The organism is Micromonospora sp. D75, assembly GCF_018070405.1.
In the GTDB taxonomy this organism is placed as follows: domain Bacteria; phylum Actinomycetota; class Actinomycetes; order Mycobacteriales; family Micromonosporaceae; genus Micromonospora; species Micromonospora chalcea.
The window spans coordinates 1-14,566 of record NZ_JAGPXV010000077.1; the positions used below are offsets into that span (position 1 = coordinate 1).

The following is a 14,566-nucleotide window of genomic DNA, read 5'->3' on the forward strand; positions in this document are numbered from 1 at the left end:
CTCGCGGGCGCCCGCGAGCAGCAGCGGCACGTACCGGACGGCGGCGCGCACCGCGACGCCGCCGAGCAGCCGGGCGAGATGCACCAGGCCGGTGAGCACCTGGTACAGGTCGCCGGCGACGCGGCCGAGCAGCCGGCCGGCGGCGAACGGGTCGAGGTTCTCCAGGTGGCGGGCGAACTCGGCCGCCCAGCCGCGCCACAGCGCCAGCAGCCGATCCGGGACGGTGGTCGGGTCCAGCGCGGCCACGATCCCGGCCAGCGCCTGGCGTACGACTGTGGCCTGGTCGGCGATGCGTTGCACACCGGCGCGGGGGTCGACCGTCAGCACGATGAGCGTGGTGAACTGTTCCTGCTGAAGGCGGCCGATCAACTGCACGAGCTTGCCGAGGTCGACCACCACCGTCGCGACGGATTCCCCGACGCCGACGGCGAACCCGTCGAGGAACAGCTTCGGGTTGATCCCGTTCCAGGCCGCGTAGTGCCGCATCGCGTCGAGCAGCGCGGGGTCGAGGCCGAGCAGGAGACGGCGGAACGCGCCGTCGGTGTCGACGTCCGAGGCGGCCAGGTCGAAGAACGCCTCGGCCAGCCGCAGTCTCGCCAGCATCGCGACCAGGTCCCAGACGTTGTCGGCGGTGATGCGCCCGCTCATCGCGGTCAGGACCCGCTCGCGGGTCATCGACCGGGTGGCGTGCGCGTCCAGCCAGTACTTGACGGTCAGCGCGACGAACTCCACCCGCGGGTCCTGGGTGCGTACGCCGAAGATCGCGGCCCGGTCCTCGGCGGACACCCGCGGCACGCTGAACCAGTCCCGGATCATGACGGATTCGTTCGCCGGCTGCCCCAATTCCCCCACCCCCTCCAGCCGTGTGCACTGTCGAGCCGTGGTGCGGGCAGCGGTAGTGCTGGGTCGAGAAGCTGACATGGGCCGGTAACGTCACGCGCCCGCCTTCCATCGACTGTTACGACTTGACGAACGGCGTGTTATCGCTCACAGTCGATGGCACGGGGCGGCGGGAGCGATGGGTCGCCGAGCGGGCGCGGACGGCCGCGTGGCAGGCCGGGTGTGGGGTCAGTGCGCCAGTGCTAATTGTTAGCGCTCACAAGTGTGATCTGAGGAGGAACATGTTTGCTTTTGGTAGATCCCCATCGACGGTGTCGCCCCCGCGACGGCGCGGATGGCTGCCGCGAGTAGTCGCGACCGGCGCTGCCGCGGTCCTCGTCGGCGCCGCCGCCGTGGCGGCCGTGTCCGCGCCCGCCGCCGCCGCGAGCGTCGACACGAACGCCTGGTACGTCCTGGTCAACCGCAACAGCGGCAAGGCGCTCGACGTCTACAACCTGGCCACCAACGACGGCGCGCGGATCACCCAGTGGACGCGCAACAACGGCAACCAGCAGCAGTGGCAGTTCGTCGACTCCGGCGGCGGCTACTACCGGCTGAAGTCCCGGCTGTCCGGCAAGGTGCTCGACGTCTACAACTGGTCGACCGCCAACGGCGGCAGCATCGTGCAGTGGTCCGACCTGAACGGCACCAACCAGCAGTTCCGGCTGGCCGACTCCGACAGCGGCTACATCCGGCTGATCAACCGCAACAGCAACAAGGTGGTGGAGGTGCAGGGCGCCTCGACCGCCGACGGCGGAAACATCGTCCAGTACGACGACTGGAACGGCGCCAACCAGCAGTGGCAGCTCGTCCGCGTCGACGGTGGTGGCGGCAACCCCACCACGCCGCCTCCCACCACGCCGCCGCCGGGTGGCACGTGCAACCTGCCGTCGTCGTACCGGTGGTCGTCGACGGGCGCGTTGGCGCAGCCGCGGTCGGGTTGGGTGTCGTTGAAGGACTTCACGGTGGTGCCGTACAACGGGCAGCACCTGGTCTACGCGACGACGCACGACACCGGGTCGTCGTGGGGGTCGATGAACTTCGGTCTGTTCTCGAACTGGTCGCAGATGGCGTCGGCCAGCCAGAACGCGATGTCGTCGGGGACCGTGGCGCCGACGTTGTTCTACTTCGCGCCGCGCAACATCTGGGTCCTGGCGTACCAGTGGGGACCGACCGCGTTCTCCTACCGCACCTCCAACGACCCCACCAACCCGAACGGGTGGTCGTCGGCGCAGCCGCTGTTCACCGGCAGCATCTCCGGCTCCGGCACCGGCCCGATCGACCAGACGCTGATCGCCGACGACCAGAACATGTACCTGTTCTTCGCCGGTGACAACGGCAAGATCTACCGCTCCAGCATGCCGATCGGGAACTTCCCCGGCAGCTTCGGGTCGAACTACACCACGATCATGTCCGACAGCACGAACAACCTGTTCGAGGCCGTGCAGGTCTACAAGCTGCAGGGCCAGACCCGCTACCTGATGATCGTCGAGGCGATCGGCTCGCAGGGCCGCTACTTCCGCTCGTTCACCGCCACCAGCCTGAACGGCTCCTGGACCCCGCAGGCCGCCACCGAGTCCAACCCGTTCGCCGGCAAGGCCAACAGCGGCGCCACCTGGACCAACGACATCAGCCACGGTGAACTGATCCGCACCACCGCGGACCAGACCTTCACCGTCGACCCCTGCAACCTCCAACTGCTCTACCAGGGCCGCTCCCCCAACTCCGGCGGCGACTACGGCCTCCTGCCCTACCGCCCCGGACTGCTCACCCTCCAGCGCTGAGCCGGACCGTCCAGGAAGGAAGGTCGCATGAGAAGGCACAGAACGACCCGTACCGCGGTGTTGTCGGCCGGCGCGGTCCTGCTGGCGTCCACCGCGATGGCCGCGGCGCTGCCGGCCGGAGCGGCAGCCGCCGGATGCGCGGTCACCTACGCCGTGTCGTCGCAGTGGCAGGGCGGCTTCGGCGCGAACGTGACGGTCACCAACCTCGGTGACCCGGTCAACGGCTGGACGCTCACCTGGTCCTACGCCGCCGGCCAGACCGTCACCCAGGCGTGGAACGCCACCGTCACCCAGAGCGGAGCGGCGGTGACCGCCCGCAACGTCGACTACAACGGGTCCATCCCCACGAACGGCAGCACGTCGTTCGGGTTCAACGGGGCCTGGACCAGCAGCAACCCCGCGCCGACGAGCTTCGCGCTCAACGGGGTGACCTGCACCGGCGGCACGACGCCCACGTCGCCGTCCACCTCGCCGTCCACGTCACCGACGAGTTCGCCGACCACCTCGCCCAGCACCCCGCCGCCGACCGGGGCGGCGGACATCACCGTCAACACCGCCAGCCGCTACCAGACGATCGACGGGTTCGGCGCCGCCGTGTCGATCTGGGGCGGCGCCTGGTCGACTGCCGAGACGCAGACGCTCGTCGGGCTCGGCCCCAACCAGCTCGGCCTGTCCATCGTGCGTACCGGCATCTCGCCGGTGTCCGGCGAGTGGGGCACCCAGGTCAGCGCGCTGCGCACGGCGAAGTCGTACGGGTCGAACGTGAAGATCATGGCGTCGCCGTGGACCGCCCCGGCGGCCTGGAAGACGAACAACAGCCGGATCAACGGTGGCAAGCTGCGCACCGACTACTACGACGACTACGCCAACCACCTCAACAGCTACGTCCAGTACATGCGCAACCAGGGTGTGACGATCGACGTCACGTCCGTGCAGAACGAGCCGGACTGGCACCCTGACTACGACTCGATGGACTGGAGCGGCACCGAACTCCAGACCTTCGTGCGGGAGCAGGGCGCCAAGGTGCAGAACACCAAGCTGATGGTCGCCGAGGCGGTGAACCTGAACTACGGCTACACCGACCCGACGCTCAACGACGCGGCCGCCCGCAACAACATCGGCTACATCGGCGGACATCTCTACGGCACCGAGGCGTCCGGCCGGCTGAAGCCGTACACGCTGGCGCAGCAGTACAACAAGCCGGTGTGGATGACCGAGTGGAACCTGCACGAGGCCGACGGCGGCGGCTCCAACATCTGGGGCAACCCGGCCAACGCCGCCGCGTGGAACGAGACGCTCGACGACATCATGCGCACCGTGCACAAGTCGATGGAGTCGAACTGGAGCGCGTACGTCTGGTGGTACGGCAAGCGCTACTACTCGTTCATCGGTGACGGCGAGTCCGCGTACGGCACCGTGGCGGGCGCGCCGCTCAAGCGCGGGTACGCGTTCTCGCAGTACGCGAAGTACGTGCGTCCCGGCTACCAGCGGGTCGCCCTGACCAAGAGTTCCAAGGCGTCGCCGCTGGAGGTGACGGCCTATCAGGGCGACGGGAAGGTGACGCTGGTGATCCTCAACCGGTCCACCAGCGCGGTGAACAACGCGATCATCCAGGCGCCGCAGAACGTCAGCCGGGCGGAGTACGTGGCCACGTCGCAGAACGCGAGCGCGGCGAGCCAGCCGGTCGGCGTGAACGGCAACCAGGTCACCGTGAACGTCGGCGCGCGGAGCATCTCCACCGTCGTGCTCACCCTCTGACCGGGGACACGCAACAAGGGCGGGGGCGGCCGGATCGGCCGCCCCCGCTCGTGTGTGACTGCTAGCTGGCGTACGTCTCGAACTCGCCGACTCTCGGCGTACCGTTGGAGCTGTTGATCTTGAAGTTGATCTTCTTCAGCGAGGTCGCGCCGAAGGTGATCTGGCCGGCCCCGTTGCCGGAGGCCAGCACCGCGCCGGTGTCGTTGTTGACGAGCTGCCAGGACCCGATCGAGCCCGAGGTGCCGGACGGCTCGCGGATGACCACGCGGGAGACGGTGGTGGCCGAGCCCCACTTGATCGAGACCGTGCCGGTCGACCCGGACGGCGACCAGTACGTGCTCAGGTTGCCGTCGCGCACGTTGCCGTAGCTGGTGCCGTCGGCCTTGCTGGACCCGTCCGCGCCGGCGCCGGAGACGAGGCTCAGGTTGGTCCCGCCGGACGGCGGCGGGGTGGTCGTCCCGGGCGGCGGCGTGGTCGGTGCGGGCGTGGTCGGCCCCGGCGTCGTCGGCGCCGGGGACTGCGGCGTGCAGTTGCCGTCGGACACCCGCAGGCCGGTGTTCGCGCCCGCCGTCTGCCGCACGATGTCCGGCACGCAGCTCGCCGCGTCGAGCCGGTACGAGTACGGGACGCTCACGGTGGTCGTCGAGGTCACGTTCGGACCCGCCGGGTAGTTGTCGCTGCCCGGCGAGGACCAGGTCACGTTGTCGAAGATGTTGCCACTGACCTGCCAGGTGCCGCGCTCGCTGGTGTAGAACGTGCCGAGCACGTCCTTGGAGTTGCGGAAGTAGTTGTTGTCCACCTTGGCCCGTGCGCCGGCCCGGGAGTTGATGCCCGACTCGTGCAGCCCGTTGTAGTGGTTGTTGAACATGTGGGCGATCCCGCCGCGCAGCAACGGCGTACGGGAGTCGATGTTCTCGTACAGGTTGTGCTCGAACGTGATGTAGCCGTTGCCGCGGTCGCTCTCACTCGATCCGATCAGGCCACCGCGGCCGGAGTTGCGCAGGATGCTGTACGACAGCGTCACGTACTGGGTGTCGTCCTTCATGTCGAACAGGCCGTCGTAGCCCTCCGACTCCCCGCCGGACGCCTCCAGCGTCACGTGGTCGACCCAGACGTTACGGACGCTGCTCTCCATGCCGATCGCGTCACCACCGTTGGAGGTGGGCGAGCCGGACTTCTTGACGTTGCGCACCGTCACGTTGCGGATGATGATGTTGCGGGAGTCGCGGATGTGGATGCCGAGCTGGTCGAAGACGGCGCCGCTGCCCACCCCGATGATCGTGACGTTGCTGATCTGCTTCAGCTCGATCACGCCGTCGGCGGTGTTGCAGCTCGATCCGGAGACCTTGCTGGTGTTGCCGTGGTTGATGGTCCCGGTCACCTCGATGATGATCGGGGTGCTGCTGCTGGCCCGGCCGCAGAGCGCGGCGTGGATGGCGGTGCCGGTGGTGGCGCGTACGGTCTGCCCGCCCGCGCCGCCGGTCGTGCCGCCGTTCTGGGTGGCGTAGCCGGTGGCGCTGCCGGCCGCCGCCGACGCCTGCGGGGACGGGAGCGCCACGGCGACGGCGATACCGACGACCGCCGTGGCCAGTGCCGCGTGGAGTCGCAGCGCGACTGGTCTTCTCATGTCGCCTCATTCCTTTTTCGAGCACGCGGGAATTGCCGCCGAGCCGCGGCAGCAACCGAATGGGAATAGTGCGGAGCCGCGACGCGATCAGGCGCGTCGCCGGCGGATGTCGTTCATCTGCGATGCCCGGGCCGCAAACGAAACATCGATGTAACGCGATCGTATGAAAGCGCTTTCGCTCAGGGCAAGAGGTAGCGTTTGCAGGTTTTTTGCACTGCTCAGGGCGGCCGGACGCCGGGGACGCCACCTTGACGGGCGGCGAGATCGATGGTTGCCTGCACCTCACCCTCACATCGACATCTGCCTAACTCTGCCCCCACGAGGAGCGCCATGTCCCGATCCCGCGGGACCCGCACCCCGGCGGTCGTCGCCGGCGCGGTCGCCGCCGTCCTGGCCGCCTCCCCGGCCCCCGCCGCGCCCCTGGCGGCACCGGCCACCGGCAACACCTGGAGCGCCGACCTGGCCGGAGTCGACTCCGACGACGTCAACGTCCGCTGGACCGGCACGGAACTGCGCCTCGCCGACCTGGCGTACCGGCCCGCGGCCCGGCGCGGCATCGCGGCCGAGGGCACGCTGCTCGTCGCGCCGCATTCACTCGCCGCACCGGCCAACCGGGTCCGGGCCGACGTCGTCGCAGTCCCCGCCCGCGACGGCGCCGTCGAGGTGGCGGCGCGCGGCTGGCGATCGGGCGCGTGGACCGAATGGCGGGCCGTGACCGGCGCCGCCGTCTTCGACCAGCCGGTCACCCGGGTGCAGATCCGGGTGGTCCTCACCGCCGACCGGCCGTCCGCCGCGCCCAGCCTGCGCACGGTCCGGCTCACCGCCGACTCGGTCGCCGCCGTCACGGCCGCCACGCCCGGCCTCACCTACCGGGTGTACGCCACCCGCGAGGGCCTGGTCGGCGGCACCACCGCCAACGGGCACGTGATCGTCTCCCGGGATCACTTCGTCGCGCTGCCCTCGTTCCGCGGACTCGCGCCGAAGAACACCGGCGACTACACCGTGCGGGTCTGCACCACCACCCGCAGCCGCTGCGAGTACGCGCCGGTCTGGGACGTCGGACCGTGGAACACCAAGGACGACTACTGGAACCCCAGCGGTGTCCGGGAGATGTGGAAGGACCTGCCGCAGGGCCGGCCCGAGGCGCAGGCGGCGTACCAGAGCGGCTACAACGGCGGGCGGGACCAGTTCGGACGGGTGGTGGGCAGCCCGGCCGGCATCGACCTCGCCGACGGCACGTTCTGGGACGGCCTGCTGCTGACCGACAACGCCTGGGTCGACGTCGCCTACCTCTGGACCGGCACCGGCACGCGCGGCCGCATCGGCAGCGGGCCGCTCAACATCCGCTCCGGTCCCAGCACGAGCAACCCGGTCGTCGGGCTGGCCGCCACGTACGCCGACGTGCCGATCGAGTGCTCGGTCAGCGGCCAGTCGGTGAGCGGCCCGTACCGGACCACCACCCAGTGGAACCGCCTCGCGTCAGGACACTTCGTCAGCCACGCGTACGTCTCCAGCGTGACCGGCACCATCGCGCCCTGCTGAGGGCGACCGGCCCGGGGCGCGCGACGGTGTCGCGCCGCCCCGGGTGCGCTGGATGAGCACGACGCAGGCGAGCACCGCGCCCGCCACCACGAGCGCGCCGGGCGTGACCGCCTCGCCGAGCAGCAGTGCCGACCAGATCAGCGTGAGCACCGGCTGGACGAGCTGGATCTGGCCGACCTTGGCGATGCCGCCCCGGGCCAGCCCGGCGTACCAGGCGAAGAAGCCGAGGAACATCGACACCACTGTGAGGTAGCCGAACCCGGCCCAGGCGGCGATGCCGCCGTGCGGCGGGTGGACGAAAGCGGCAACCGCCGTGACCGGCGCGGTGACCGGGAGCGACAGCAGCAACGCCCAGCAGATCGTGCGGGCGCCGCCGAGTTCGCGGGCCAGCCGGCCGCCCTCGGCGTACCCGAGTCCGCAGAGCACCACGGCGGCGAGCAGGTACAGGTCGGCGGGCGCCAGCGTCCCGCGGATCGAGCCGCCGGCGGCGAGGAACGCGAGCACCAGCGCCAGTCCGGCGATGCTGGCGATCCAGAACAGCGGCGGCGGCCGTTCCCCGGCCCGCAGCACCGCGAACACCGCCGTCATGGCGGGCAGCACGGTGACCACCACCGCGCCGTGCGCCGATGTCTGTGTGGTGAGCGCCAGCGAGGTGAACAGCGGGAAGCCGACCACGACGCCGAGCGCGACGATGGACAGCCGTCGCCACTGGTCCCGGGTGGGGCGTGGGGCGCCGGTGAACCGCAGGTAGGCCCACGCGAGCAGCGCCGCGCCGACGGCCCGTCCGAACGCGACGAACCAGGGGTCGAGTGTGTGCACCGCGACGCGGGTGGCCGGCAGCGACATGCTGAAGGCCAGCACGCCCAGCGCGCCGAGGGCAACCCCGCCGCCCGCTCCCACCGTTACCGTCGTTGGTGCAGTAGCGCTACTCTGTGCTGTCATGAATGATGGTAGCGCTATCGAGCGTGTCGTCCGGCATCTGGGTGCGCTGGCGGCGGACGCCGTCCCCGGCACGCGACTGCCGTCGGTACGGGAGCTGACCGCCCACCATCACGTCTCCCCCGTCACCGTCGCCGAGGCGACCCGGCGGCTCGTCGCGGACGGCCTGATCGAGACACGGCCGGGACGTGGCGCGTACGTGTCGAACCGGCGCGCCGACCCACCACGGCCGGACCTGTCGTGGCAGACCGTCGCGCTGGGCTCACGGCGCGACGGCGAGGAGGAGTTGCAGGCGCTGCTGGCGCTACCGCCGTCGGGCGCGATCCCGCTGACCGGCGGCTACCTGGACCCGGACCTCCAGCCGGCCGCCGCGCTCGGCGCGGCGCTCGCCCGCGCCGCCCGGCAACCGGCCGCGTGGCAGCGCGGCCCGGTCGAGGGACGCGCCGACCTGCGCGCCTGGTTCGCCCGAGCGGCCGGCGGGGGCCTGCGCGCCGAGGACATGGTGATCTGCCCGGGCGGGCAGGCCGCGCTCTCCACCACGCTGCGGGCGCTCACCACACCCGGCGACACGCTGCTCGTCGAATCCCCCACCTACCTGGGCGCGCTCGCCGCCGCGCGCGCCGCCGGACTGCGGGTGGTGCCGGTGCCCGCCGACACCGACGGGGTACGCCCCGACCAGCTCGCCGCCGCGTTCGCCCGTACCGGCGCCCGCCTCTTCTACTGCCAGCCCTTGTACGCCAACCCGCACGGCGCGACCCTGTCCGCCGCCCGGCGTGGCGAGGTGGCGGAGGCGGTGCGCGAGGCCGGGGCGTTCCTGGTCGAGGACGACTACGCCCGCGACCTCACCATCGACGGGGAGGCCCCGCCACCGCTGGCCGCCGACGACCCCGACGGGCACGTCGTCTACCTGCGCTCACTGACCAAACCGGCAGCGCCCGGCCTGCGCATCGCCGCGCTCGGCGCGCGCGGGCCGGCCGGAGCCCGGCTGCGCGCCGCCCGCCTGCTCGACGACCTGTTCGTCGCCGGGCCGCTGCAACAGGCCGCGCTGGAGTTCCTGACCGCGCCCGCCTGGGACCGGCACCGCCGCAGCCTGCGCGTGCACCTGCGGGCCCGCCGGGAGGCGCTGCTAGCCGCACTGAACCGCCACCTGCCTCAGCTGGCGCCGCGCGACGTCCCGCGCGGCGGCCTGCACCTGTGGGTACGCCTGCCCGACAACGCCGACGACGTAACGGTGACCACGGCTGCCGCGGCAGCGGGGGTGACCGTCTTCCCCGGCCGCCCCTGGTACGCCGCCGAACCCCCCGCCCCGCACCTGCGCCTCACGTACGCCGCCGCCCCACCCGAGCAGATGGACGAGGCGATCCGCCGCCTCTCCACCGCCCTCCCCCACTGACCGGCGGACCTACCTCCCCCGTCGATCTTGGACTTGTGGTGCCACAGCTCGTCGGCTTCGCCCCACTATCAGAGGCGCCACAACTCCAAGATCGACGCGCCGCCCTCGCCGCGCCGCCCCGCAGCCCCCGCGATCTTGCAGTTCGCGCCCCCTGATACCAGGAGTAATCCGGCATTGCAGGGGCCGAGAGTGCAAGATCGCGGGGGTGGGAGAGGCCGCGAGGTTAGTTGCGGGTGATCGTGAAGGTTGTGGTGGTGTTCTTGATGTCCTGGGCGTTGTCGGTCAGGCGGAGGTTGGTGAAGGTGGCCGCGCCGACCGCGGGGCCCTGACCTGCCTCGGGCATCTCGTTGACCCAGATGCCGAAGCCGGACTTCGCGTCGAACGCGTCGCCGCTGCGCCGCGCGCCGGAGATCGACACGTTCGTCAGCACCGTGTCGGTGATCGGGTTCTCCGGCTGGCTGCCGTTGTACTTGGTCTGGAACATGATCCCCGAGTACGTCGGATCGACGATGTCCACGTCGCTCACCCGGATGCCACGGAACTCCTTGGACGCGGAGAACAACCACATCGCCGGGAACGTCTGCGCGCCCCAGAAGTGCCCGCCGGAGCGGATCAGCGAGATGTTCTCGAACCGGGTGGGCGGGCTGGCGCCGAACCCGACGAACGGATAACCGAAGTCCAGCGAGCTGATCGTGATGCCCGAGTACGTGAGCTGGTCGGCGATGTACAGGTTGCGGAACACGTTGTCGTAGCCGCCGTACACCGCCAGCCCGGCTGCCCGCCAGGTCAGCGTGGCGGTCAGGTTCTCGAACACGTTGCCGTGGTTGCCGCCTGAGCCACCCTGGTCGGTGGCGGAGAACAACGCGAACGCGTCGTCACCGTTGGACCGGCCCTCCGAGTTGGTGACCAGGTTGTTCGTGCTGCCGTTGGTCATGTTCACGGCGTCGGCGAAGGTGTTGCGGAACCGGCTGTCCCGGATGGTCAGCCCGTCCACACTCACCCCCCAGTACGCGCAGACGGTGTGCTCCACCCAGACGCTGTCCAGCGTCAGGTCGTCCACGTCCTTCAGTTCGCCCCACACCTTGCCGGGACCGTCGATCCGGTTGGTGTAGTTGCCGAAGAACGCCAGGTGGGCGAAGGTCGAGCCGCTGGCCGAGGACTCGACCCGGAAACCGGCGTCGGTGTTCTGCTGGTTGCGCGGCGTCTGGAAGCGGGTGTACCACATGCCGGCGCCGACGACCTGCACCGCCTTGCCGTACACCTGGAACTTCTGCGCCGTCTCGTACGTGCCGGCGGGCAGGTAGACGCCGACCAGCGTGCCGGTGGTGTCCATCCGTACCGCGTCGAGCGCGTTCTGCACGTCGGCGTGGCTGAACCCGGTCGGCACCTTGTAGCGGGCCGGGTCGGGGTTGGCGCGCGGCGACACCAGTTCGGTGTTGACGAAGTCGATCGCGTACGTGGTGCTGTTCGCCGGGTCCTTCTGGAGCCGGATCCGGCTGCCTGCCGGGACCGTGGCGTCGAGCAGCACGTTCGCCTCGTCGTACAGGTGCCGGGGCGCGCCCGCGCTCGGCGAGTCGCTGGGGCCGGCCTCGGCGCCGTAGAGCCAGATGTGCTTCGAGGTGAGGCTCATCGGTCTGTGCAGCACACCGTTGACGTAGACGTTGATGGTCGAGTCGATCCCGCCGCCGCCCGGCGCGTCCGGGATGGAGTAGCGGGCCACCAGGGCGTTCGCGGCCGATCGGGTGGTCCACTCGACGTACGCGCCGGTGGTGTTGAGCGTGACCGCGCGGCGGCCGGACGCCTCCCCGGCGAGGTCGCCGATGGTGCGGTTCGGGCCGATCACCTGCGCGCCGCCTCCGGTCGTGCCGTCCTCTGCCTCGTAGGCGTCGTACGGCAGGTTCGCCCCGCGGCCGACGAACAGCGACCGGTCGCTGGTGTTGTTCTGCCGCTTCACCGGCAGCTCGTTGCCGTCGTCGGCGAGCACCACCCGCACCGTGTAGCGGCCGTTGGCGGCGGTCCACGTGCCGAGCGACACCGGTCCGGCGGTGGCACCGGCCGCGATCGTGCCGCTGTACGAGCCGGTGAGCGTGCGGACCACCGCGCCGGACTGGTCGCGCACCGTCAGCGTGATGCCGTGCGCGCCGCTCGCCGACGCGATGGTGCCCTGGTTGCGCAGCGTCACCGCGAAGGAGACGGTGGCGCCGGCGCTCGGCGTGCCGGGTGACCAGGTGACGGCGGAGGCGACCAGGTCGGAGCTGGCGACCGGGCTGACGGTCAGCGGGGTCGGGCTGGTGTGGGAGTTGTTCGCCTCGTTCTGCTCGATCACCGCGTTCGACTCGTCGACCTTCGCGGTGACCTGGTAGCTGCCGGCGTCGCGTACGCCGATGTTGGCCGAGACAGTGCTCGACGCGCCCGCGGCGAGCGCGCCGACGGCGGCGGTGCCGACCTTCGTCGTACCCAGGTAGAGGTTGACGTCGGTGGCGGCGGAGGCCGCGGTGCCGGCGTTGCGCACGGTGGCGGACAGCGTGATCGCGTCGGTCTCCACCGGCGCGGACGGCGAGGCGGTGACCGCCGTGACGGTGAGGTCCGGGTTCGGCGCCGGGACGCCGATGACCTGGAGTTCGGCGACCTGGCCGTTGGAGGAGCCGGAGTTCGCGGTGAACTGGAGCCGGACGTCGGCGGCGGTCGCGGAGACCGGGACGGTCACCGTGTTGGCGCTGTTCGGGTTGAAGGAGTACGTGGCGGAGCCGACCAGGCTGGTGAACCCGGACGCGGACTGCTCCCGCCCGAGCACCTGGAACGTCTGGGTGCGCGCGCCCCACGCCGGGTCCGGGTTGAGCTTCACCACGACGGCGCTGATCGCGGCGTTGGCGCCGAGCGCGACGGTGAGCGTGCTCGGGTACGCGCCGGGCGCGCCCTCCCAGTACGTGGTGACGTCGTTGTCGACGGCGTTGGCGGCGGCGAACACGTGCACCATCGACGACGCGGTGGCGGGCTTGCCGACCGCCAGGTTCGTGCCGCCGGTGCTGCTGCCGGTACGGGTGACGGTGTTGCTGTTCGCCGACACGTTCCCGGCGGCGTCGCGCGCCCGCACGTGGTACGAGACGGTCGCGCTGTCCGGCTGGCTGTCCGTGTAGGTGAGCGTGGAGCCGCTGACCGTGGTGCGCAGCGTGCCGTTGGCGTACACGTCGTAGCCGGTGACGCCCACGTTGTCGGTGGACGCGGTCCAGGTCAGCCGCACCTGGTCGGTGGCGGGCTCGGTGAACGCGAGGTTGCCGGGCGCGCTCGGCGCCTGGGTGTCGCCGGTGACCGGGCCGTAGACCTCCAGCTCGCCGAGCTGCCCGGCGGGCCAGGCGCTGTTCGCGGTGAACAGCAGCCGCACGTACCGGGTGGACGCGGTGGGCACGGTGACCGTCACGGTGTTGCCGCCGCCCGGGTCGAACGCGTACGACGCGGACCCGACGAGCGTGCCGAACGCAGAACCGTTCGTGCTGCTCTGCACGGTGATCGTCTGGGTGCGTGCGCCCCAGCCGGACGGCAGCCGCAGCACCAGCCGGTTGACGCTGGTGGCGGCGCCGAGGTCGGCCTGGATCCACTGCGGGAACGCGTTGTTCGGGCTCTCCCAGTACGTGGCCGCGTTGCCGTCGTTGGCGTTGCCCGCGCCGTACACGTCGGCGTGACCGCTCTCGGTCATGGTCCGGCCGAGCGCGAGGTTGGTCGAGGAGGTGGCCGCGCCGTACACCTCCAGCTCGGCGAGCTGAGCGGCGGCCCAGCCGGTGTTCGCGGTGATCACGACCCGCAGGTAGCGGGCGTCGGTGGCGGTGAAGCCGAGCGTCACGGTGTTGGCGGCGGCCGGGCTGAACGTGCGGGCAGCGGATGCGACGACTGTGGTGAAGCCGCTGCCGTCGGCGCTGGCCTGCACGGACAGCGTCTGGTTGCGGGCCTCCCAGGCGGCAGGGAGCTTCAGCACGACCTGGTCGACGGCGCGGCTGGTGCCGAGGTCGACCTGGGCCCACTGGGGCAGCGCGCCGCTGCTCTCCCAGTAGCTGCCCTGGTTGCCGTCGGTCAGGTTGGCCGCGACGTAGGGGCCGTTGACGCTGCTGGCGGTGGCGGTGCGCCCGGCGGCGAGGTTCGGGCCGCCGGCGGCGAGGGCCGGTGGGGCGGGGGCCGCGGTGACGACCAGGCCGACCGCGGCGAGCACCGCGACGATTCCGGTACGGAGACTGGACATGGTGGACGGACACCTTCTTCCCGGGGGAGGTGGAGAGGCGTTCGGGGGTGGGGGTGCGGTGGCGCGGCGGGGACCGGGGCGGCCCCGCTGCGCCGGGTCAGGAGGCGTACACCTCGAACTCGGACAGCTGGCCGGCCGGCCAGCCGGTGTTGCCGGTGACTGTCAGCCGCACGAAGCGGCGGTCACCGGCGGGCAGCGCGATCGACACGCTGTTGCCGCCCGCCGGGTCGAACGTGTAGCCCGCCGCCGCCTTGAGCGTCGAGAACGACGAGCCGTCGGTGGAGCCGAGCACCGCCACGGTCTGGGTGCGGGTCTGCCAGGCCGCCGACGGGGGCAGAGTCAGCCCCTCCCGGGCGAGCGGGCGGGCGCTGCCGAGGTCGACCGTCAGCGGCTGCGGGGAGGCGGGGTTGGCG

8 protein-coding genes and 1 pseudogene are annotated in these 14,566 nt (G+C 71.2%); 4 read left to right on the plus strand and 5 right to left on the minus strand.

Going from position 1 to position 14,566, the window contains the following annotated elements; all coding sequences use genetic code 11:
• Window positions 1-816: pseudogene (locus KBX39_RS07520) on the minus strand (hypothetical protein); the annotation flags it as partial.
• 305 nt (window positions 817-1,121) lie between these two features.
• Here KBX39_RS07520 and KBX39_RS07525 point away from each other — a divergent pair.
• A complete protein-coding gene (locus tag KBX39_RS07525) occupies window positions 1,122-2,663 on the plus strand; it encodes a non-reducing end alpha-L-arabinofuranosidase family hydrolase (protein WP_209963658.1) in 1,542 nt (513 codons plus the stop codon).
• Window positions 2,664-2,690: 27 nt separating this feature from the next.
• On the plus strand, window positions 2,691-4,421 hold the full coding sequence (locus KBX39_RS07530; protein WP_069089768.1) for a cellulose binding domain-containing protein: 1,731 nt from the start codon (window positions 2,691-2,693) through the stop codon (window positions 4,419-4,421).
• Between the two features lie 61 nt (window positions 4,422-4,482).
• Here the strand turns inward: KBX39_RS07530 and KBX39_RS07535 are convergent, their stop codons facing one another.
• Window positions 4,483-6,048, minus strand: a complete 1,566-nt coding sequence (locus KBX39_RS07535) for a polysaccharide lyase family 1 protein (protein ID WP_064446070.1) — start codon at window positions 6,046-6,048, stop codon at window positions 4,483-4,485.
• A gap of 330 nt (window positions 6,049-6,378) precedes the next feature.
• Between KBX39_RS07535 and KBX39_RS07540 the strand changes: the two genes are divergently transcribed.
• Window positions 6,379-7,590: a hypothetical protein gene (locus KBX39_RS07540; RefSeq protein WP_210869742.1), complete on the plus strand. Its 1,212-nt coding sequence runs from the start codon at window positions 6,379-6,381 to the stop codon at window positions 7,588-7,590.
• On the opposite strand, the gene KBX39_RS07545 is transcribed toward KBX39_RS07540, so the two are convergent.
• The gene (locus KBX39_RS07545; RefSeq protein ID WP_113973644.1) at window positions 7,528-8,490 is read right to left on the minus strand and encodes a DMT family transporter; all 963 of its coding nucleotides are present in this window, start codon (window positions 8,488-8,490) and stop codon (window positions 7,528-7,530) included. The genes KBX39_RS07540 and KBX39_RS07545 overlap by 63 nt on opposite strands.
• Window positions 8,491-8,530: 40 nt before the next feature.
• On the opposite strand from KBX39_RS07545, the gene KBX39_RS07550 reads away from it, so the two are divergent.
• Window positions 8,531-9,922, plus strand: coding sequence for a PLP-dependent aminotransferase family protein (locus KBX39_RS07550; RefSeq protein ID WP_210869744.1), 1,392 nt, complete (start codon window positions 8,531-8,533; stop codon window positions 9,920-9,922).
• A gap of 223 nt (window positions 9,923-10,145) precedes the next feature.
• Here the strand turns inward: KBX39_RS07550 and KBX39_RS07555 are convergent, their stop codons facing one another.
• Both KBX39_RS07555 and KBX39_RS07560 read right to left on the minus strand, forming a co-directional pair.
• The gene (locus tag KBX39_RS07555; RefSeq protein ID WP_210869745.1) at window positions 10,146-14,153 is read right to left on the minus strand and encodes a discoidin domain-containing protein; all 4,008 of its coding nucleotides are present in this window, start codon (window positions 14,151-14,153) and stop codon (window positions 10,146-10,148) included.
• Between the two features lie 97 nt (window positions 14,154-14,250).
• The coding region (locus KBX39_RS07560; protein WP_210869748.1) for a discoidin domain-containing protein at window positions 14,251-14,566 on the minus strand (316 nt) is incomplete at its 5' end.